General features: G+C 66.3%; 12 protein-coding genes. 9 read left to right on the top strand and 3 right to left on the bottom strand.

The window, feature by feature from the left end:
- Window positions 1–8 precede the first annotated feature (8 nt).
- On the bottom strand, window positions 9–1,235 hold the full coding sequence (locus DDE75_RS13735) for an NRAMP family divalent metal transporter (RefSeq protein WP_108502965.1): 1,227 nt from the start codon (window positions 1,233–1,235) through the stop codon (window positions 9–11).
- A 213-nt stretch (window positions 1,236–1,448) separates the two neighbouring features.
- On the opposite strand from DDE75_RS13735, the gene DDE75_RS13730 reads away from it, so the two are divergent.
- Window positions 1,449–2,108 carry a GntR family transcriptional regulator gene (locus DDE75_RS13730; protein WP_108502964.1) on the top strand — a complete coding sequence of 220 codons (660 nt, stop codon included), beginning with the start codon at window positions 1,449–1,451 and terminating at the stop codon, window positions 2,106–2,108.
- A 37-nt stretch (window positions 2,109–2,145) separates the two neighbouring features.
- On the opposite strand, the gene DDE75_RS13725 is transcribed toward DDE75_RS13730, so the two are convergent.
- Window positions 2,146–9,126: an ExeM/NucH family extracellular endonuclease gene (locus DDE75_RS13725; protein ID WP_162799046.1), complete on the bottom strand. Its 6,981-nt coding sequence runs from the start codon at window positions 9,124–9,126 to the stop codon at window positions 2,146–2,148.
- A 352-nt stretch (window positions 9,127–9,478) separates the two neighbouring features.
- On the opposite strand from DDE75_RS13725, the gene DDE75_RS13720 reads away from it, so the two are divergent.
- The 6 genes from DDE75_RS13720 to DDE75_RS13695 are packed head-to-tail and all read left to right on the top strand — an operon-like array spanning window position 9,479 to window position 15,767.
- The gene (locus DDE75_RS13720) at window positions 9,479–10,972 is read left to right on the top strand and encodes an ABC transporter substrate-binding protein (protein ID WP_108503051.1); all 1,494 of its coding nucleotides are present in this window, start codon (window positions 9,479–9,481) and stop codon (window positions 10,970–10,972) included.
- 7 nt (window positions 10,973–10,979) lie between these two features.
- Window positions 10,980–11,927: an ABC transporter permease gene (locus tag DDE75_RS13715; protein ID WP_108502962.1), complete on the top strand. Its 948-nt coding sequence runs from the start codon at window positions 10,980–10,982 to the stop codon at window positions 11,925–11,927.
- On the top strand, window positions 11,924–12,742 hold the full coding sequence (locus DDE75_RS13710; RefSeq protein WP_108502961.1) for an ABC transporter permease: 819 nt from the start codon (window positions 11,924–11,926) through the stop codon (window positions 12,740–12,742). The genes DDE75_RS13715 and DDE75_RS13710 overlap by 4 nt, the downstream gene beginning before the upstream one ends.
- On the top strand, window positions 12,739–13,530 hold the full coding sequence (locus DDE75_RS17820; RefSeq protein ID WP_108502960.1) for an ATP-binding cassette domain-containing protein: 792 nt from the start codon (window positions 12,739–12,741) through the stop codon (window positions 13,528–13,530). The genes DDE75_RS13710 and DDE75_RS17820 overlap by 4 nt, the downstream gene beginning before the upstream one ends.
- Complete coding sequence (locus DDE75_RS17815) at window positions 13,527–14,330, top strand: ATP-binding cassette domain-containing protein (RefSeq protein ID WP_108502959.1); 804 nt, start codon at window positions 13,527–13,529, stop codon at window positions 14,328–14,330. Before DDE75_RS17820 ends, DDE75_RS17815 begins: the two co-directional genes overlap by 4 nt.
- Before the next feature lie 27 nt (window positions 14,331–14,357).
- Window positions 14,358–15,767, top strand: a complete 1,410-nt coding sequence (locus DDE75_RS13695; protein ID WP_108502958.1) for an amidase — start codon at window positions 14,358–14,360, stop codon at window positions 15,765–15,767.
- Here DDE75_RS13695 and DDE75_RS13690 read toward each other — a convergent pair.
- Window positions 15,764–16,237, bottom strand: coding sequence for a DUF421 domain-containing protein (locus DDE75_RS13690; protein ID WP_108502957.1), 474 nt, complete (start codon window positions 16,235–16,237; stop codon window positions 15,764–15,766). The genes DDE75_RS13695 and DDE75_RS13690 overlap by 4 nt on opposite strands.
- Before the next feature lie 193 nt (window positions 16,238–16,430).
- Here DDE75_RS13690 and DDE75_RS13685 point away from each other — a divergent pair, with 193 nt between their 5' ends.
- Both DDE75_RS13685 and DDE75_RS13680 read left to right on the top strand, forming a co-directional pair.
- A complete protein-coding gene (locus tag DDE75_RS13685; RefSeq protein WP_108502956.1) occupies window positions 16,431–17,564 on the top strand; it encodes an efflux RND transporter periplasmic adaptor subunit in 1,134 nt (377 codons plus the stop codon).
- A complete protein-coding gene (locus DDE75_RS13680; RefSeq protein WP_108502955.1) occupies window positions 17,561–20,734 on the top strand; it encodes an efflux RND transporter permease subunit in 3,174 nt (1,057 codons plus the stop codon). The genes DDE75_RS13685 and DDE75_RS13680 overlap by 4 nt, the downstream gene beginning before the upstream one ends.
- Window positions 20,735–20,740: the final 6 nt, after the last annotated feature.

The following is a 20,740-nucleotide window of genomic DNA, read 5'->3' as shown; positions in this document are numbered from 1 at the left end:
GTTCCCCCTTATTGGCCCAGGAATGCGAAGATGGTGCTGACCGAAACGGCCCCCATGTACCAGGTCAACGCGCAGGTCGCGGCACTGGCCCACAGCAGCAGGCGGTTGTAGCGGTGCCCGCCCATCAGGTCGCTGCGCGCGAAACCGATATAGGTGAAGATCGTCAGACCGATCGGCAGGATCAACCCGTTGAAGCCGCCGACGAAGACCAGGATGGCCGCAGGGGCGGTGCCCATGGCGACATAGACCAGCAGCGAGAAGGCGATGAAGCACACCGTCGCGATGCTGCGCGCACGCTCGGACCGGACGCCGAAGACGTCAAGGAAGCTGACCGAGGTATAGGCCGCCCCGATGACCGAGGTCAGCGCCGCCGCCCAGAGCACGATGCCGAAGACGCGCATGCCCCATTCGCCCGCTGCGACCGAGAAAGCCTGCGCCGCGGGGTTCGCCGCCTGTCCCGACAGATCCAGCGTCACGCCCGATGCCACGACACCCAAGATGGCAAGGAACAGCACGAAGCGCATGACGCCGGTGACCGCAATGCCGGTCAGGGCCGCGCGCGTGACGGCGCCCAGGTTCTGCGGACCGGTCAGCCCCTTGTCCAGCAAACGGTGCGCACCGGAATAGGTGATATAGCCGCCGACCGTGCCGCCGACGATGGTGGTGATGGTGGCGAAATCGATGAAGTCGGGGAAGACCGCCTGACGCAACGCCTCGCCCACCGGCGGGTTGGAGACCAGCGCCACAAAGACCGTCAGGACGATCATCACCATGCCAAGACCGACGATCATGCGGTCCAGCAGCAGGCCCGCCCGGCGCGACAGGAAGATGCCGATGGCCAGCACCGCCGACAGCGCGCCGCCGATCTTGGGGTCCAGCCCAAGCATTGCGTTCAGGCCCAGACCCGCGCCCGCGATATTGCCGACGTTGAAGGCCAGGCCGCCGATGATCACCAGCACCGCCAGCAGAAAGCCCGCACCGGGGATCGCCATGTTCGCCGTCTGCGATGCGCGCCGCCCGGTCAGCGCGGTGATGCGCCAGATGTTCAGCTGGACCACGAAATCGATGATGACCGACACGAGGATGGCAAAGGCAAAGGCCGATCCCATCCGCGCCGTGAACGTCGCCGTCTGCGTGATGAACCCCGGCCCAATGGCGGATGTCGCCATCAGGAAAATCGCGGCGATCAGGCCGCCGCGCAAACTAGCCTTGTCGGGCCGTTCGAGGATTTGCATGGACGTGGTCTCCCTGAAATATGTTCCTGATTGGCCCGAGGCTGACGGACAGGCCCATGATCGGTCAACTTTTTTGTGATGATCAGACTGATTTTGTTCAACAATCTTTGGCATGACACTGCCTGATTGCCGATAAATAAGGCAACGGCGGCTTGGCTCTTGTCCCCTGCGCGGCATTCCGATCAATTCGGGACCAAGAAACAGGAAGCGACGATGACACGCCAGACGACCGCCCCGGGATTGGCCGAGGAAACCGCCGACCGCTTGCGCGCCAGACTGACCTCGGGCGAACTCCGCCCCGGGGAACGCCTCTCCGAGGCGCGACTGGCGGGCGAGCTGGACGTCTCGCGCAATACCCTGCGTGAGGTGTTCCGCCTGCTGACGCGTGAAGGGCTGCTGACCCATCTGCCCAATCGCGGCATGTCGGTGGCGGTGCCCTCGATGACGACGATCCTGGACATCTATCGCATCCGCCGCTTGATCGAGATCCCGGCACTGGCGCAGGCATGGCCGCGCCACGCCGCAGCGGGCCGGATGGCGGATGCGGTCGCGACGGCGGTGGCCGCGCGCGACAGAAACGACTGGATGGCCGTCGGCAGCGCGAACATCGCGTTTCACACCGCCATCGTCGATCTGACCGACAGCCCGCGTCTTGCGGGGTTCTTTGCGCAGATCACCGCCGAACTGCGCCTGGCCTTCGGGCTGATGGACGCGCCCGAACTGCTGCATGCCCCCTTCATCCAGGCGAACCAGCAGATCGTCGCGCTGCTGTCGCAGGAACAACCGCAGGCCGCCAGCGAACGGCTGGCGGCCTATCTTGATCAGTCGGAACGCGTGGTGATGTCGGCATTCGCCCGGATCGACAGGGCATAGCCGGCCCGCAACCCCGAAGGGGCCGCGGGCCGCAGGTTCAGCCGATGTTCAGGACGAAAAAGTCCTGATCGGTCAGATCGGCCAGCTGGTTGTTCGACAGGGTGATGCTGTCATCCTCGATCCGGATGACCACATCCGAACCCTGCTGCTGCACGGTTCCGAGGGCCTGCAGATCGGCCAGCGACTGGATGCCCAGTCCCGACAGGTCCAGCAGGTCGTCGCCGTTCAGGTCGAAATCGGCGATGCGATCCTGACCGAAGCCCGGCTCGAAGAAGACGAAGGTGTCGTCGCCTGCACCCCCCGTCAGCTTGTCGTCGCCCGTGCCACCGAAGACGATGTCGTCGCCCGCCTCGGCGCGAACGTTCTGATCGCCATCCGCCGCGGTCCAGCGGGTCTGGGTCAGCGTGCCATCGACATAGCTGCGCGTGATCGACGACCCGTCGGTGCCCTCGATCAGCTGGCCGACCTGTTGACCACCGTCGTAGAGCGCGGTCTTGGTCCGGCCGTCGTCCAGCAGAACCTCGCGCCGGGACAGGTTGCCATCGGTGTCGAAGACATCCGTGCTGGAGGCGCGGGGCGTCAGATCGGTGCTGTCGGCGGTGGTGGCCGTCAGCTTGCTGCCGTCGGCGGCATAGCGGATGGTGGTGATCGTGCCATCGTCGCCGTCGATCACCCGTTCGCGCAGCACGCCGCTGCCGTCGAAGGTCTGGGTGATCTGCGACCAGTCGGCGGTGCCTGCATCGTCCAGACGCACGCTCTGGCTGGTGAAGCCCAGGTTGGTGATCCCCAGGTCCTGATCGCGCCCCGTGTCCGCCTGATCATAGGCGGTGGCGGTAGTGCCGTGATTGGCCGCCAGGTATTCGGCAAAGGCATCCTGTTCGGTGCCGTTGTCGGCGAAATCGGCCACGCCGTCGCGCAGACCGTCCGACACGCCGTCGCCGTCCAGATCGAACAGATCGACCCGGTCCGGATTGGCCAGATCGAAGGGATAGCCGTCACCGTTCGGGATCAGGAAGTTCAGCGTCACCGTGCGGATCGCCAGATCGGGGTCGGCGACGATCACGCCGTTGCGGACCAGGGCCAGGGTGGATGCGCCGTTCTCGTCGACGATATCGGCCTGCATCACCCGTTCACCCGCCGGCAGGTCGGGATCGAAGCTGAAGCTGATGCCCGCGAACTGCCCGAAGGCCCCCCCGCCCGAGGATGCCGCCGCATGTTCCAGGATCTGCAGCAGCTCGGCCGGGGACAGGGTCACCAGCGACAGCCCGTTGTTGAAGGCCAGCGCCGAGGCGATGTCGTTCTGGGAAATTGCGCCCTCGGGCTTGATGACATTGCCGTCGCCATCGACCAATTCCCCATTGGGAAGGCGCAAGGGTGCCGTGCCACCCGCGGGCACCACCGTTTCCCCGATGGATGCCCGAATGCCCCCGCCGTTCTTGATCGAGACCATGACGCTGCCGTCATATCCCTTGGCGTAATCCAGGTTGGCCATGGCGGTCAGGTTGCCCAGATTGGTTTCCTGCGTCCGCACGCCGTCGGTATCGCCGCCCGCATCCGTGCCGGTGCGGTTGCCGTTCAGGAAGACGTCGGAGTAGCCGAAGACGTTGGATTGCGTCGCGACGATCTGATCCTCGAGCTGATCGACGATGGCCTGGATCTCGGGATCGACCAGATCCTGCGCCCCCAGATCGGCAACGCCCTGATCGTCGGTCGCATAGGCCCCCGAGACGCCCGCGTCATAGCTTTCGGGGATGATGTGCCCGTCCTCGTCGAAATCGACGACCAGACGCCCGACGTATTTGTAGCTGCCGTCGGTATTGACCACAGCGATGGGATTGCCGTCGGCATCGGTGGTGAAGATCGGGTATTGCCCCTGATCGCTGTCGCCGTCGCGCGGGCGGTCGTTTTCATCGAACAGGCGCGTGTTCGACCCGCCCGCCACGATCACATCGACGCCCGACAGGCGCGGGGCCAGCTGTTCCTCGATACCCAGAACCTGCATGTGGGCCAGCAGGATCACCTTGTCCATGCCGGGATTGGCGGCCAGCAGGGCGTCGACCTCGGCCTGGATCTGGGCGGCAAGGGCGTCCAGCTGTTCGGGGGTCGGATCGTTGTCGAAGGTGCCCGGCGTGATGCCCACCGAACCGGGCGATGCGATGCGGGCCAGCGTCGGGGTGGTCGCCCCCACAATGCCCACCAGTTCGGTCTGGCCGGTCTGTTCGCTGTCCACCGACATGACCACGGATGAGGTGACCGTGCCCGCCTGCGGGGCCTGACCGCCCGCAACCTGCAGCGGGGCAAGGGCCGGATCGGTCGAGAAGTCGAGGTTCGCCGACAGATAGGGGAACATCGCACCCGCGAAATCCGCGCCAAGGATGTCACCCGGCGCATCACCGCTGATCAGCCCGGCAAGGTTGGCGGTGCCGAAGTCGAATTCATGGTTGCCAAGCGACATGGCCTGGACGCCCAGCTCGTTCTGGATCTGGATATCGGCAATACCCTTCGACCCGAAGACCGCCCCTGATGCGTCATAGAAGGGCGACCCGATGAAGGCATCCCCGGACGACAGCGTCAGCGTATTGTCGGCGATGCCGTCATCGCCCAGATCCTGCGCCCGCAGACCGTTCAGCACCGCCGAAAGGTTCGGCGCATCGGCCAGCGCGCTGGTCGATCCCTCCTGGTCCGAGAAGTGCAGCAGTTCCAGCGTGAACCTGTCCTGCGTGGGTGCGGGCGTTTCCTCGACCCCATAGATGCCAATGGTGGCCGAGCCTTCGTTGGTGACGACATAGAGCGCCTCGCCCGTGGGGCTGTCCTCGGCGGGGATGAACAGCGTGCCTTCGGGGGCGATGTCGCCCGCCTGTCCGGCTGCGGTGACGAAGCTGACATCGGCGGGATCGGTGATGTCGAAGATCATCGTGGTATTGGCACGCTCCAGCCCGACGAAGGCATAGGTGCTGTCGCCGATCCGACCGATGGTGACGCCTTCGGGCTCGGGGCCCTTGTTGTCGGACCGCCCGTCATCCCACAGCTCGGGGTATTGTTCGGCGATGATGCGTTCCAGCGCGTCGCCGCTGTCGAAGACCATCCGACCGTCCTGATCCAGGATCGAGAACGACCGCCCCCCATAGGTCAGGATCTGGTCGATATCGCCGTCGCCATCCGTATCGCCATCCAGCAACGACGACCCCGAGACGTTCAGGCGGCCCAGATTTTCGTCGGCCTGCAGGGCTTCGGCGTCCGGGAAGGTGGTCGGGTCCAGCGTCGCATCCTTCAGGCGCGTGCTGTCGCCGTCCGGGGCGAAGTCGTCGCGGTCGTCACCTTCATTGGCGATGACATAGTAGTCGCGCCCATCCGCACCGGTATATGAGGAGATGGCATCCGGCATGAACTGCCCAATCACCGGATTGCTCGTCGTCAGGTTGATGCCGTCGTCGCGGTCCGAGAAATCGGCCAGCAGCCCTGCGAAATCCTTGCCGCCAAGGGGAACGATGCGGTCGAAAGTGTTGGTGGTCAGGTCAAGGACGGCGACGGCATTCGCCTCTTGCAGCGTCACCATCGCGGTCAGCCCGTCGGCCGAGACGGCGATATATTCCGGCTCTAGGTCGTCGGAGACGCTCTGGCCGTCGAAGATGCGCACGCCGGCCTGGCGCAGGGCGTTTTCCTGACCATCGAATGCGGTGAAATCCACCTGCGTGGCCGTGCCCGCGACAAGGTCGATCACCGTCACGCCGCCCTTGGGGTTCGACACCGACAGATCGGCAGGCTCCCCCTCGTTCGCGACCAGCAGCTTGGTGCCGTCGGGGGTGAAGGTCAGCATGTCGGGCAGCGCGCCCGCATCGAAGCTGGTGACCAGATTGCCGTCCAAATCAAGGATGACCACCTGCCCCGCGTCCGTCTTGGGGTCGGCGGGCAGGGCCACTGCAACGACGCTGCCGTTCGTCGCGACCGAGGTGATGTCGGTCGAGGCGAAGCCGTAGTCCGCCGCCGTGAAGTCGATGGATTTGGTCAGCACGGGCGCCGAGGGGTCGGCGATGTCCACGATCTGCAGGCCGGTCGATGCGGTGACATAAAGACGTCCCGCCGCATGGGCCGCAATCTCGGCACCCGCAAGGCTGAAGGAACCTTTGTGGTCCAGCGTCAGCGCATCGGTGGGCGTGATGTCGCCGTTGAAGCTGGCACCCTCATAGATGGCGGGCGTGACCGGGCTGTCATCCTTGTCGAAGTCGATGCCCACCACGATCGGGTCGTGGTCGGATGCGCGATAGGGCGTGTCGCCGTCGAAGACCGAAGGATCGCGCCCGAAATCGAGGTTGTAGTCCAGCGCGTCGGCCTCGTCCGAGTTGATGTTCCATTCGATCGCATCGACGATGTGGTTGAACATTTCAAGCGAGGCCAGCGCGTAATCCAACCCGCCCAGCATCGCGTCGAAGAGGTAGGAATAGCCCAGTTCCACGAATTCGGCGGCCAGATCGACGAAGCCCGCGGTGTCGACCAGATAGGCCAGGGGATCCTCGGACGCATAGGAGTTCAGATCGCCCAGCAGCAGCAGGTTCGGCGTGTCCGATCCGGTCGGGTTCGTTCCCAGCCAGTCGTCCAGCGCCTGCGCGGCCAGCAGGCGCTGGTTGTTGAAGTTGCCGGCACCGTCGCCCGCATCGGCATCCGCGCCTTCACCGCTGCCGCCCTTGGATTTGAAGTGGTTGACGACGACGGTCATCTGGTCGCCACCCGACAGCGTCTCGAATGTGGCGGCCAAGGGCGCGCGGCTGGTCGAGGGGCCGTCGAAGATGCTGCCGGTGGTGCTTTGCGACAGCAGCGCCGGATCGACCTGGGCGTCCGTCAGGAAGGCGGGCGCGGTGCCCGGTGCGACCTGCACCATGTCCGCGCGATAGATCATGCCACCGGCAATGGCGTCATCGCCGACGAATTCGCTGCCCGGATCGACCCAGGCCCAGACCTCTGCGCCCGCGCTGTCGTTCAGCGATGCCACGATGGCCTCGATCGGCAGGCCGCGGTCGCCCTGCGCGCCGGTTGCGCCGGGGGCCATGCCCGGATCAAGGAAGTCGTTCTCCAGTTCGACCAGCCCGATGATATGGGCGCCCGTGCCCTCGATGGCGGTGGTCAGCTTGGCCAGCTGGCGGTCGTATTCCTCGACGCTGTCGGCACCGCGACCCTGCTGGTCAAGACCCGGCCCCACGCCTTCGTTGCCCGACCCGTCGATCGAGGTGAAGAAGTTCAGCACGTTCATGCTGGCGATCTTGATGTCGCCCGCTACCTCGGCGATGGCGTCGGGGCGGGGGTTCGTGTCCTCGAACGTGTTCTGCCCGTCCTGCGTCCCCCGGATGCGCCAGGTCGCCCCCGAGGCCGCATTGCCCGCCCATTGGTAATCCAGCACACCCGTCAGGTCCGTGACCGTGTCGCCCATCGAGGGCGCGGTGGCGTCGGAATAGCCCTGGAACCCGTCCAGATTGCCGATGGGCTGGTTCTGCTGGTTCAACCCGTCGTCATAGACGACCTGTCGGCTGCCGACCTCCTGCAGATAGGCGTCGTTGCCGGCAGCATCGGGGGTGTTGAACTGGGTGTAGGTGAAGGGGCGTTCGCCGGTGATGGTCGTGCCGCCCGGACCCGTCTGTTCGAAGCCGTTCGTGTCGAACAGCGTGATCTCGTTGAAGCGGTCCAGCTGGAACTGTTCGGTGATGGTCAGCGTGTCGGGCACGGTGATCAGCATGCCTTCATGGGCTTCCAGATCGGCCTGATAACCGCCCGACTGATCGCGCGAGACATCGCCGCCCAGCTGCAGCACGGCCGCCGTCGGCAGCGGGTTGCCTTGGGACACGATCTGGATGTCGGTGACGCTGCCGATCTGGGTCTGGCCGAAATATTCGCCAACGGTGCCGGTGACGCGCACGCGGTCGCCGATCTGGACGTCGGTGCCGAAGCTGCCGTCGAAGACGAAGATGCCTTCGGACGTGCCCGCATCGCCATCCGCATCCACGTCCTGTTCCTGCAGGTAGAAGCCGCCAAGGCTGCGGGCCTCGTCGCCGTCGCCGTTCTGGAAATCACCCACGACGATGGCATCGACGGTCACGACCTGCCCGACCAGCGGGCTGGCGTCGCGGTTGTCATATCCGCCGGCAGGGTTCGCGCCCTGCGTTTCGGCGTTCCCCTGGATGGTCGAGATCAGCGTGACCTCATCGTTCAGGATCGTGCCTTGGGCGGTGGCCTGCGTGATGGCCAGCGTGCCGGTCGGGTCGGTCAAGGTGACGCTGAAGGTCTCGGGCAGTTCGGCATCGGTATCGCCGGTAATGGCGATCTGGATCTGGGCGGCGGTCTGGCCGTCGGCGAAATCGACCGTGCCGGTGGCGGCGGTGTAATCGCTGCCCGCCGTGGCGGTGCCATCCGATGTGGCGAAATCAAGGCTGGCCGCGCCGGTTGCGTCGCTGCGGGTGACGGTGAAGGTCATCAGGGTGGTGCCCGCATCACCCTCGACCGCCTCTGCATCGGCGATGGCATAGGTGGTAACAGCGGGGCCGGTGACGAAATCCTGGCCGGTATTGGCCGCGCCGGGCGTCGCCTCGGATGCGGGCGCCCAGGTGAAATCGGCAGCCTCGGCGCCCGATCCGGTCAGTTGCAGCGACATGCCGACGGCGGTGCCGCCATCCTCGGCCACGCCAACGTCGACCGAGGTCATGCCCGCCGCAGGCCCGTCCACCGCTGTCATCGACCCTTCGTAGCCAAGGAACTGGACGACCGCGCCCGCAGCATCGACCAGCGCGATCGCGTCGGGCGATCCATTCTGGATGCCGGGGGCGGGAACGACCAGCGTGCCATACCCCTGCCCCAGATCCGCCAACACCCCCGACAGCGGCAGCGTCCCGTACATCGCGCCGTTGTTGCCATTGTAGAGGACAACGCTCCACCCGGTCAGATCGGTGCCCGCAGGGCCTGCGATCTCGACGAACTCGCCTTCGTCGGCACCGGCGTTGTCATAGTGGAATTCGTTGATGAAGATCGCGGTCATCGGAGGCTCTCGCTCTGGTTGGGCAGGCATGTCATGGGCGCGACGGATCGCAACAGCCCCGGAAACGCATGCGGGATGGTCGTGACACTGGTCCGGCCAGCTTTTGCCAAGATGGTTAACGGGCTTTCGTAACGGCAATTTGACGGCTTGGTGTCGGCATGATGGCCAATTGCGCATTCATGTGGCAAGCGGATGATTTCGCGGGCGGGGTGCACATCGTGCAATTTTGGTCGCCTTCCGGTAAGGGCCGATCCGGGATGTCGGGCCAGATAGGTGGTTGCCAGCACCCCTCGTTCGGTCACATTGGGGCAAAGGGATCGGGATCGTGGCATCCATGAATGGGGACAAGATGATGACCAGACACCTTCTTTCGCTGGCTGGCGGTTGCCTGGCCGTCCTGCTGGCGGCCGGCACGGCGGGTTTGGCGCAGGATGCCAAAGGCGTGACATTCGCCCAATCGGTCGAACCGCAGGGGCTGGACCCGACGGTGTCGTCGCCGGTGGCGGCGGGACAGGTCACCTGGCAGAACGTCTTCGAGGGGCTGGTCGCAATCGACCGCGACGGCCAGATCGTGCCGCAGCTGGCGACCGAATGGACCGTGTCGGACGATGGTCTGACCTATGGCTTCACGCTGCGTGAGGGCGTCACCTTCCAGAACGGCGTCCCCTTCGACAGCGCCGTCGCCAAGTTCGCCATCGACCGCATCCTGTCCGAGGGATCGACCAACGGCCAGAAGGCCAATTACACCGCCATCGCGGACGTGCAGGCCCCCGATCCGCAGACGCTGGTCCTGAAACTTTCAGGTCGGAATGCCGATCTGCTCTATTGGCTGGGTTATCCCGCCGCCGTCATGGTCGAGCCGTCCTCGACCGATACCAATGGCACCACCCCCGTCGGCACCGGCCCCTTCAAGGTCGATGAATGGCGCAAGGGCGACCGGGTCATCATGTCGGCATGGGACGGCTATTGGGGCGATGCCCCTGAGGTTTCCGGTGTGACCGCCCGCTTCATCGGTGATGCGCAGGCGCAGGCGGCGGCGCTGCAATCGGGCCAGGTGGACATCGTTGGTGACCTCAGCGCGCCCGAGCTTTTCGCGCAATTCACCGATGATCCGGGCTTCACCGCCGTCTCCGGCGCGGGCGAGATGGAGGTCGTGGCCGGCATGAACAACGCCCACCCGCCCTTCGACGACCTGCGCGTGCGGCAGGCGCTGATGATGGCCATCGACCGCCCCAGCCTGGTCGAGGCCGTCAGCGCGGGCCAAGGCACCCCCATCGGCACGCATTTCTCGCCCGCAAATCCGCTCTATCAGGACCTGACCGAGCTGTTTCCCTATGATCCCGAAAAGGCCCGCGCCCTGCTGGCCGAGGCGGGGCATGGCGATGGCTTCAGCTTTGATTTCAAGGTGCCGAACCGCGATTACGCCCAACGCTCGGCCCAGATCATGCAGGCCTTCTTCGCGCAGATCGGGGTGACGGCGAACATCCAGACCTCGGATTTTCCGGCGGCCTGGATTCAGGATGTGTTCAAGGACACCAATTACGACATGACTATCATCGGCCATGCCGAACCCTTGGACATCGGCATCTATGCCCGCGATCCCTATTACTTCAACTATGACAACCCCGCCTTCCGCGACCAGATGGACGCCATCGCCTCTGCGACGACCGACGCGGAGCGGCGGGAGGGCTATCGCGCCGCGCAGGAGATGCTGGCCCGCGACCTGCCGGCGCTGTTCCTGTTTTCCTATCCAAAGCTGGGCGTCTGGAAGGCGGGCCTGGAAGGGGTCTGGGAAAACGGGCCGGTGCCTGCCAACGACATGACCGACGCCCGCTGGACAAAGTGAGCCGCCGATGATCCCGACCCGATTGCGCAGGCTGGCGGCGGCGCTGCTGATGCTGCTGGTGACATCGCTGGTGATCTTCCTGGCGATCGAAGCCGCCCCCGGCGATCCGGCCGAGATCATGCTGGGCACCTCGGCGCAGGCCGACACGCTGGCGGCGTTGCGCAGCCAGCTGGGGTTGGATCGACCGCTGATGGTGCGATACGCGGCCTGGCTGGGCGGAGTCGTGACGGGCGATCTGGGGCAGTCCTATACCTATGGCGTGCCGGTGGCGGGGCTGATCGCGGAACGGATGCTGGTGACGCTGCCGCTGACGCTGATGGCGACGGTGTTGGCGGTCGTGGTCTCGGTCCCGCTTGGGGTGATGGCCGCGGCGCGTCCGGGGCGTGCGGGCGACGGGCTGGCCTCGGTCTTTGCGCAGATGGGGATCGCGGTGCCGAACTTCTGGATCGGGCTGCTGCTGATCCTTGGCTTCGCATTAAAGCTGCGCTGGTTTCCGACGGGCGGCTTTCCGGGCTGGGGCGATGCGGGGATCGGCGCGATCCGTTCGCTGGTCCTGCCCGCCATCGCGCTGGCCATCCCGCAGGCGGCAGTCCTGACCCGCGTCACCCGCGCCGCCGTCCTGGACATCGCATCCGAGGATTTCGTCCGCACCGCCCGCGCCAAGGGCCTGTCGCGCCGCCGTGCCCTGTGGCGGCATGTCGTGCCGAACGCGCTGCTGCCGGTGGTGACGATGCTGGGGCTGCAGATCCCCTTCCTGATTTCCGGCGCGGTGCTGGTCGAAAACGTCTTCAACCTGCCCGGCATCGGCACGCTGGCCTATCAGGCGCTGTCGCAGCGCGATCTGATCGTGGTGCAGAACGTCGTCCTGCTGTTCGCAGTCATCGTGCTGGTGGTGAATGCCGGGACCGATGCGCTCTATGCTCGGCTGGACCCGCGGCTGAGGGGGCGGGCATGAGCCGCTGGCACATCTCGCTGATCCTGGGCGGGGTGATCACAGTTTTGGTGGCGGGGGCGGCGCTGGTCAGCCGCATCTGGACGCCCGCCGATCCGACGGCCATGGACATCATGGCCCGCCTGCAGGCGCCGAACGCGGCGCATTGGTTCGGGACCGACCAGATCGGGCGGGACGTGCTGTCGATCATCATGGCGGGGGCCTGGACCTCGCTTGGGATCGCAGTGGTGGCGACGGCCATCGGCGGGGCCCTGGGCACGCTGCTGGGCGTGACCGCCGCCGCCCGCGGTGGCCGGACCGAGCGTCTGGTGATGTCGCTGAACGGCGTGCTGTTTGCCTTTCCGCCGATCCTCTCGGCCATCCTGCTGGGGGCGCTGCTGGGGCCGGGGGCGGTGACGGCCATCACCGCCATCGGCTGCTTCATGGTGCCGGTCTTTGCCCGCATCAGCCGCGCTGCCGCCATCCAGAACTGGGCGCGCGACTATATCGCCGCCGCCCGCATGGCGGGCAAGAGCGACGCGCGCATCACGGCGGAACATGTGCTGCCGAACATCATGCCGCAGATCATCGTGCAGCTGGCCATCCAGACCGGCCTTGCCATCCTGTCCGAGGCGGGGCTGTCCTTCCTTGGCATGGGCGTGTCGCCGCCCACCCCCAGCTGGGGGCGGATGCTGTCGGAAAGCCAGACCTTTCTGGGCAGCGCACCCCATCTGGTGCTTGCACCGGGGCTGGCCATCGCGATCACCGTGCTGGGGCTGAACCTGCTGGGCGACGGATTGCGCGACCTGACCGATCCACGGCGGGGACAGCGCGCATGATGCTGGAGATCCGCGATCTGCGCGTCACCTTCGGCAACCGGCAGGTGCTGCACGGTATCGATTTGTCGCTGGAACGGGGGCGGACGCTTGGGGTGGTGGGCGAATCCGGATCGGGCAAATCGGTGATGGCCTTGGCAGTGATGGGGTTGCTGCCGGGCACCGCGCAGGCCACGGGGCGCATCGGTTTCGACGGGCGCGACATCCTGACGATGCCGGAGCGCGATCTGTGCCGCCTGCGCGGCAATCGCATCGGCATGATCTTTCAGGAACCGATGACCGCGCTGAACCCCGCCATGCGCATCGGCGCGCAGATCGCCGAGGGGTTGATCCTGCACCAGTCCATGTCCCGCCACGACGCCCGCAAACGCGCGCTTGACCTGATGCAGATGGTCCGCATCGCCCGCGCGACCGAACGCATCGACAGCTTCCCGCATGAGCTTTCGGGCGGCCAGCGCCAGCGTGTCGGCATTGCCATGGCGCTTGCCATGAAACCCGACCTGCTGATCGCGGATGAGCCGACGACCGCGCTGGATGTGACCGTTCAGGCGCGCATCCTGGACATTCTGGACGATCTGGTGAGCGATCTGGGGATCGCGCTGATGCTGATCTCGCATGATCCCGGGGTGATCGCGCGGATCGCGGATAACACGCTGGTCATGTATCGCGGCACGATGATCGAACATGGCCCGACCGAGCGCATTCTGCGCAGCCCCGGCCACGACTATACCCGCAGCCTGCTGGACGCGATGCCGCGTCGGGTGCGGGAAACCCTGGGAGATGCGCCATGACGCCCCTGTTGCAGGTCGATCACCTGACGCGGCACTTCGGTTTGGGTCAGGGCGTGGTCAAGGCGCTGGACGGGGTTTCCCTGACGCTGGAAGCCGGGCAGATCCTCGGGGTTGTCGGCGAATCCGGGTCCGGAAAATCCACGCTGGCGCGGATCGTCATGGGGCTGGACCGACCCACCGCCGGCAGCGTTAGCATCGCGGGTCGCGACATCTTTGCCATGTCCCCCCGCGATCTGCGCAGGGCGCGGCGCGATTTCCAGATGGTGTTCCAGGACCCCTATGGCTCGCTGGACCCGCGTCATCGCGTCGGTCGTATCATCGCCGAACCGCTGCATCTGGACCCTGACGCCCCCAAAGGGGCGGCCCGCCGCGACCTGATCGGCAGCCTGCTGCAGGGTGTCGGCCTGGAGCCCGCAGCCCAGGACCGTTTCCCGCATGAGTTCAGCGGCGGTCAGCGCCAGCGCATCGCCATCGCCCGCGCGCTGATCACCCGCCCCCGTCTGCTGGTCGCGGATGAGGCGACCTCGGCGCTGGATCTGACGGTGCAGCGGCAGATCCTTGATCTGGTCCTGAAACTGCGCGCCGAACATGGCATCGCCGTGCTGTTCATCACCCATAACCTAGGCGTCGTGGACGAGATCTGCGACAGCGTCGCCGTCATGAAGGACGGCCGCATCGTGGAAACCGGTCCCATGCGTCAGGTGATGGACAGCCCCGCCGACGAGTATACCCGACGCCTGCTGGCGGCCGAGCCGCGCCTGGACGTGATCGGTCGCAAGGCCCGCCGCCACCCCACCTGAAGCAACCCCGACACGAAGGTCCGCGCCATGTCCGTCCCTGCCAAGACCTCCCCCATCCTGGATCGCCCGGCCCGCAGCATCCTGGCCGATTTCCGCGATCGCAGCCTATCGCCCGTGGACTACATGACTGCCCTGATCGCAAGGGTCGAGGCCTCCGAGCCGAAGGTCGGCGCACTTTACCTGTTCCGCCCCGAACGTGCCCTGAAGCAGGCCCGCGCGGCGCAGGAACGCTATGCCAAGGGCGCGCCGATGGGGCCGCTGGACGGCATGCCGGTGACGGTGAAGGAGCTGATCGCCACCAAGGGCGATCCGGTGCCGATGGGCACCGCCGCCACCGATCCCCTGCCTGCGGCCCAGGATGCCCCCACCGCCGCGCGCCTGAACGAGGACGGCGCCATCATCTTTGCCAAGACCACCTGCCCCGATTACGGGATGCTGTCCTCGGGGCTGTCGTCGTTTCACCCGTTGGCGCGCAACCCTTGGGACCTGTCGCAGAACCCCGGCGGGTCCAGCGCGGGGGCGGCCTCGGCGGGGGCGGCGGGCTATGGCCCGCTGCATGTCGGGACAGACATCGGAGGCTCGGTGCGTTTGCCTGCGGGCTGGACGGGGCTGTTCGGCTTCAAGCCCACGCAAGGGCGGGTGCCGATTGATCCCTATTATACCGGGCGATGCGCGGGGCCGATGACGCCGACCGTCGATGATGCGGCGCTGCTGATGGGGACGATCACGCGGCCCGACTGGCGGGATGCGACGGCGCTGCCCTATCAGCCGCTGGACTGGGATGCGCCGCCCGCCGATGTGCGCGGGCTGCGGATCGGGCTGATGCTGGACGCGGGCTGCGGCAACCCCGCCGACCCGCAGGTGGCCGAGGCCGTGACCCGTGCGGCCATGCTGTTCGAACAGCACGGCGCGACGGTGATCCCCATCGCGCCGGTGCTGACGCGCCAGATGCTGGACGGATTGGATCACGTGTGGCGGGCGCGGTTCTGGTCGATGATCCAGCCCACGCCCAAGGAAAGACGCGTGCAGATCCTGCCCTATATCCATGACTGGGCGGCCAAGGGGGCCGAGGCGACGCCACTGCAGGTCGCCGAGGGCTTCGATCAGACCTTCGCCATGCGCCGCGCTACCGCCGAGGCGTTCCAGCAGGTCGATGCCATCCTGTCGCCGGTCAATCCCGATGTGTCCTATCCGGCGGAATGGGCCTCGCCCACGAACGATCCGGCGCGGCCCTTCGAACATATCTGCTTTACGGTGCCATGGAACATGGGTGAACAACCTGCCTGCTCGATCAGCTGCGGCATGTCGGCGTCCGGTATTCCCATCGGGCTGCAGATCGTCGCGCCGCGTTTCCACGATGTCACCGTCATGACCCTTGCCCGCGCCTATGAGGCGTGGCGCGGGCCGATGACGGATTGGCCGCGCTTCGACACCTAAGCCACCACCGATAACGAGCCGTCGGTCTCCAGCACGACGGATTGCACCGACGCCTCGTCGTCGTGGCCAGCCTCGCGCAGGGCTGCCTGGATTTCCTCGGGGGTGATGCGCTGGCGGCGCATGCTGTCGTGCAGATATCGACCCCGATGCACCAGCAGCGAGGGTTCGGACTTGATCAGGTCGCGGAACCTCTGGGATCGGACGGACATCGTGGTGATGATGAATTGCAGCCCGATCAGCAGGGCCAGCGCCACCATCCCCTCGGCCAGGGGAACGGAATCGCTCAGCAGCACCGACGCCAGGATCGAGCCGAGCGCGACGGTCACCACCAGGTCGAAGGCGTTCATCTTGCTCAGCGTCCGCTTGCCCGAGATCCGCAGCATGACGACCAGCCCCAGATAGGCGAAGACGCCGACGATGAACACGCGCCACAGCCCGAACCAGCTGTCGAAGAAGATGGGATCGCTCATGCCAGGGGGTCCTTCTGCTGGGGTCTTCCAAGGGACCCAACAGATGCGCCGACCCATCGTTCCCTGCGAGACCCGCACATCGCGACCTATTGGCGCAAGGATCGCACGGGCTGCGCTTGCGCGCTTGGCCCGCGGGACGGAATGTCGCAAGGTGGCACCTGCCGCCGCAACTGCCCCATGGACTTCGTGACCGATGAACGAACTGCGCGATCCGCAATCCCCCGCCGCCCTGCATTTCGCGGATGAACGCGGCGCGTCCCGGTCCAAATGGGTGGCGGGCATCCTGGCGCTGGTGCTGATCGCCTGGATGGGCAGCGGCTATATCCTGCCCGCCCCACCCAAGGAGACCAACACCCCCGTCCAGCCGGTCAAGGCGATCGCCGTCGCGGTGCGCGACAGCCAGGCACAGGACGTGACGCAGGTCTTTACCGCCGAAGGCCAGGCCCAACCCGACCGCCGGACCGTTCTGCGCGCCGAGATCGGCGGTGATGTGGCGGTGCTTTCGGCACGCCGCGGGCAGTATCTGGCGCAGGGCGACATCATCGCAAGGCTGGGCACCCGGGAACAGGAGGCCGACGTCGCCCGAGCCCAGCAGGAACTGGCCGCAGCACAGCGCGATTTCGACAATGCCGAGACGCTGCTGGAACGCGGGGTGGCGACGACGGACCGCGTCTCGCAGGCGCGGGCGGCCTTGGCGCGGGCGCAATCCGAACTGGCGCAGGCCGAGGAAGGCGTCGATGCCGCCGTGATCCGCGCGCCCTTCGACGGCAGGCTGGATGCGCTGGACCTTGAAGAAGGCGCCTATGTCCCCGCCGGGACCGAGGTCGGCACCATGCTGGACATCGACCCGCTGAAGATCGTCATCCAGGTGCCCCAGCAGGCCTTGGCGCGCATCCGCGAAGGCAGCGATGCGACGGTCAAGTTCATCACCGGGCAGAAAATCGAAGGCACCGTCGAATACGTCAGCAAGGACGCCGTCACCGAAACCCGCACCTTCCGCGCCGAGATCGCCGTGCCGAACCCCGAAGGGCGGATCGCATCGGGCCTGTCGGTGACAGTGTCGATCCCCACGGGTCAGATGTCGGCGCATTTCATCTCTCCGGCGATCCTGTCGCTTGGGACGGACGGGCAGCTGGGCGTCAAGACGGTTCAGGACGACGACACGGTGGCCTTCCATCCGGTGGTGGTCGAACAGGCGCAGACCGACGGGGTCTGGGTCAGCGGATTGCCCGAAGACGCCCGCATCATCACCATCGGGCAGGGCTTCGTCAGCGCGGGCGAGCCGGTGGTTCCCACCCCCGAGGACAGCGCCGAGGATGCGGAATGAACGGGCTGATCGACGCCGCCTTCGACCGCGCCCGCGTCGTGGTCATGGTGCTGGGCCTGATCCTGGCGGTCGGGGCGGTGACCTATGTGGCCATCCCCAAGGAAAGCTCGCCCGAGATTCCGATCCCCACGGTCTATGTCTCGACCTCGCTGGAAGGCATCGCCCCCGAAGACGCCGAACGCCTGCTGGTCGAGCCGCTGGAAACCGAGCTGTCGGCCCTGACCGGCCTTGAGGGGATCACCGCCACCGCCGCCGAGGGCTATGCCAGCGTGCAGCTGGAATTCGAACCGGGCTTCGATGCCGATGCGGCATTGGACAAGGTCCGCGAGGCCGTCGACCGCGCCAGCAACGAATTGCCCGAGGATGCCAATGATCCCGTCGTGACCGAGATCAACACGGCACTGTTCCCGATCCTGACCACCATCCTGTCCGGCCCCGTCCCCGAACGCACGTTGAACGCGCTGGCAGACGATCTGAAGAACCGGCTGGAAGGGGTTCAGGGCGTCCTCGAAGTCGATATCGGCGGGGAACGGGTCGAGCTGCTGGAGGTGCTGATCGATCCGACCGTCTTCGAGACCTATGACATCTCGTTCGACGAACTGATCGGCCAGATCAACCGCAACAACCGCCTGATCGCGGCGGGCGCCATCGAGAACGGCGCGGGCCGCATCGTGCTGAAGGTGCCCGGCCTGATCGAGGATCTGACCGACCTGATGGAACTGCCCGTCAAGGTGCGCGGCGATACGGTCGTGACCTTCGCCGATGTGGCCACGGTGCGGCGCACATACGAGGATCCTTCGGGTTTCGCGCGCATCAACGGCCAGCCCGCCCTGGCGCTGGAAATCAAGAAGCGCGTCGGCGCAAATATCATCGAAACCGTCGCCGCAATCCGCACCGAGATCGAGGCCGCGCAGGCCGACTGGCCCGACAGCGTGCGCATCAACGATATGCAGGACGAAAGCGAACAGGTCCAGACCATGCTGTCGGACCTGGAATCCAACGTCATCGCCGCGGTGCTGCTGGTGATGATCGTGATTGTCTGGGCGCTTGGGCTGCGATCCTCGATCCTGGTGGGGCTGGCGATTCCGGGCGCCTTCCTGGCGGGGGTCTCGGCGCTCTATTTCATGGGGCTGACGATGAACATCGTGGTGCTGTTCAGCCTGATCCTGGTGGTGGGCATGCTGGTCGACGGCGCCATCGTTACGGTGGAACTGGCCGACCGGCTGCTGCATGAAGGCCTGTCGTCCAAGGATGCCTATGCCCGCGCGGCCAAGCGCATGGCATGGCCGATCATCGCATCCACCGCGACGACGCTCAGCGTGTTCTTCCCGCTGCTGTTCTGGTCGGGAACGGTGGGCGAATTCATGAAGTTCCTGCCCATCACGGTGATCCTGACCCTGACGGCATCGCTGTTCATGGCGCTGGTCTTCATCCCGGTCGTCGGCGGCGTCATCGGCCGCCGCCAGCCGCAATCGGCCCGTCAGAAGCGCCAGATCGCCGCCGCCGAGACCGGCGATCCGCGCGACATGACGGGGGCTGCGGGGGTCTATGTCCGCGCGCTGGAATGGGCGATCCTGCGGCCCGGTCGCACGCTGCTGTTCTCGATCATGCTGCTGATCGCGGCGTTTCTGGGTTATGGCCAGTTCGGCAACGGAATCAGCTTCTTCCCCTCTATCGAGCCCGATTTCGCGCAGGTCGAGGTGCGGGCGCGCGACAATTTCTCGATCTATGAAAAGGATGCGCTGGTCCGGCAGGTCGAGGACCGGCTGCTGTCCTATGACGCCATCCACAGCGTCTATGCCCGCAGCGGGTCCAGCCAGCAGGCCGATGAGGAAGTCATCGGCACCATCCAGCTGGAGCTGACCGAATGGGACACACGCCCCCCCGCCGAACAGATCGCCGACCGCATCCGCCGCGACATGGCGCAGATCCCCGGCATCGACGTGCAGGTCCAGACCCAATCGGGTGGCCCCGCTGCGGGCAAGCCCATCAGCCTGGAGATCGCCTCCCGCGACCGCAACCTGCAGGCGCAGGCGGTCACCGCCATCCGCGACCGCATGGAGCGGATCGGCGGCTTCACAGATGTCACCGACACGCGCCCCCTGCCGGGCGTCGAATGGGCGATCACGCTGGACCGGTCAGAGGCCGCGCGCTTCGGCGCCGATGTCGCCCTGCTGGGTCAGGCCGTGCAGCTGCTGACCCAAGGCATCACAGTGGCCGAATACCGCCCCGACGATGCCGAGGGCACGGTCGATATCCGGGTGCGTTTCCCGGCGGGCGACCGCACCTTGGCGGAACTGGAGAGCCTGCGCGTGCCGACCAGCTCGGGCCTGGTGCCGGTCACCAATTTCGTCACCTTCAGCCCCGCCCCGCGCAGCGGCACCATCAAGCGGGTCGATGAACGGCGCGTGACGACCATCGCCGCCAATGTCGCGCCGGGCCTGCTGGTCAACGACCAGATCGTGGCCCTGCGCACGGCACTGACCCAGATGGACCTGCCCGATGGCGTCACATGGTCGTTCGCCGGCGAGGCCGAGGATCAGCAGGACGCGATGATCTTCCTTGCGGGTGCCTTTGCCGCCGCCATCGGCATGATGATCGTGATCCTGGTGGTGCAGTTCAACAGCTTCTTCCAGGCCTTCATCGTCATGACCGCCATCGTCTTTTCGGTGGCGGGGGTGCTGCTGGGGTTGCTGGTCACGGGGCGGCCCTTCGGCATCGTCATGGGCGGCATCGGGGTCATCGCGCTGGCGGGGATCGTGGTGAACAACAACATCGTGCTGATCGACACCTACAACGACCTGCGCCGCGCGGGCATGTCCCCGCCCGAAGCCGCGCTGCGCACCGGCGCACAACGCCTGCGGCCCGTGGTGCTGACATCCGTTACCACCGCGCTTGGTCTGATGCCCATGGTCATCGGCGTCAGCATCGACTTCTTCCGGCGCGAGATCATCTATGGTGCGCCATCGACCCAATGGTGGACGGAACTCAGCGCGGCGATCGCGGGCGGGCTGATGGTGGCGACCGTGCTGACACTGATCGTCACCCCCGCAATGCTGATGCTGGGCGAGCGCGCGGGCGCATGGCGACGCGCCCGCAGGCAGCGGCGCGGCAAAGGGCTGGACAAGGCACGCCCCCCTGCCCGATTGTCGACAGACAGCCCCCATTAAGGAAAG

Source organism: Paracoccus indicus (assembly GCF_003056335.1).
Classification (GTDB): Bacteria; Pseudomonadota; Alphaproteobacteria; order Rhodobacterales; family Rhodobacteraceae; genus Paracoccus; species Paracoccus indicus.
This window is presented reverse-complemented; position numbering and strand designations above follow the sequence as displayed.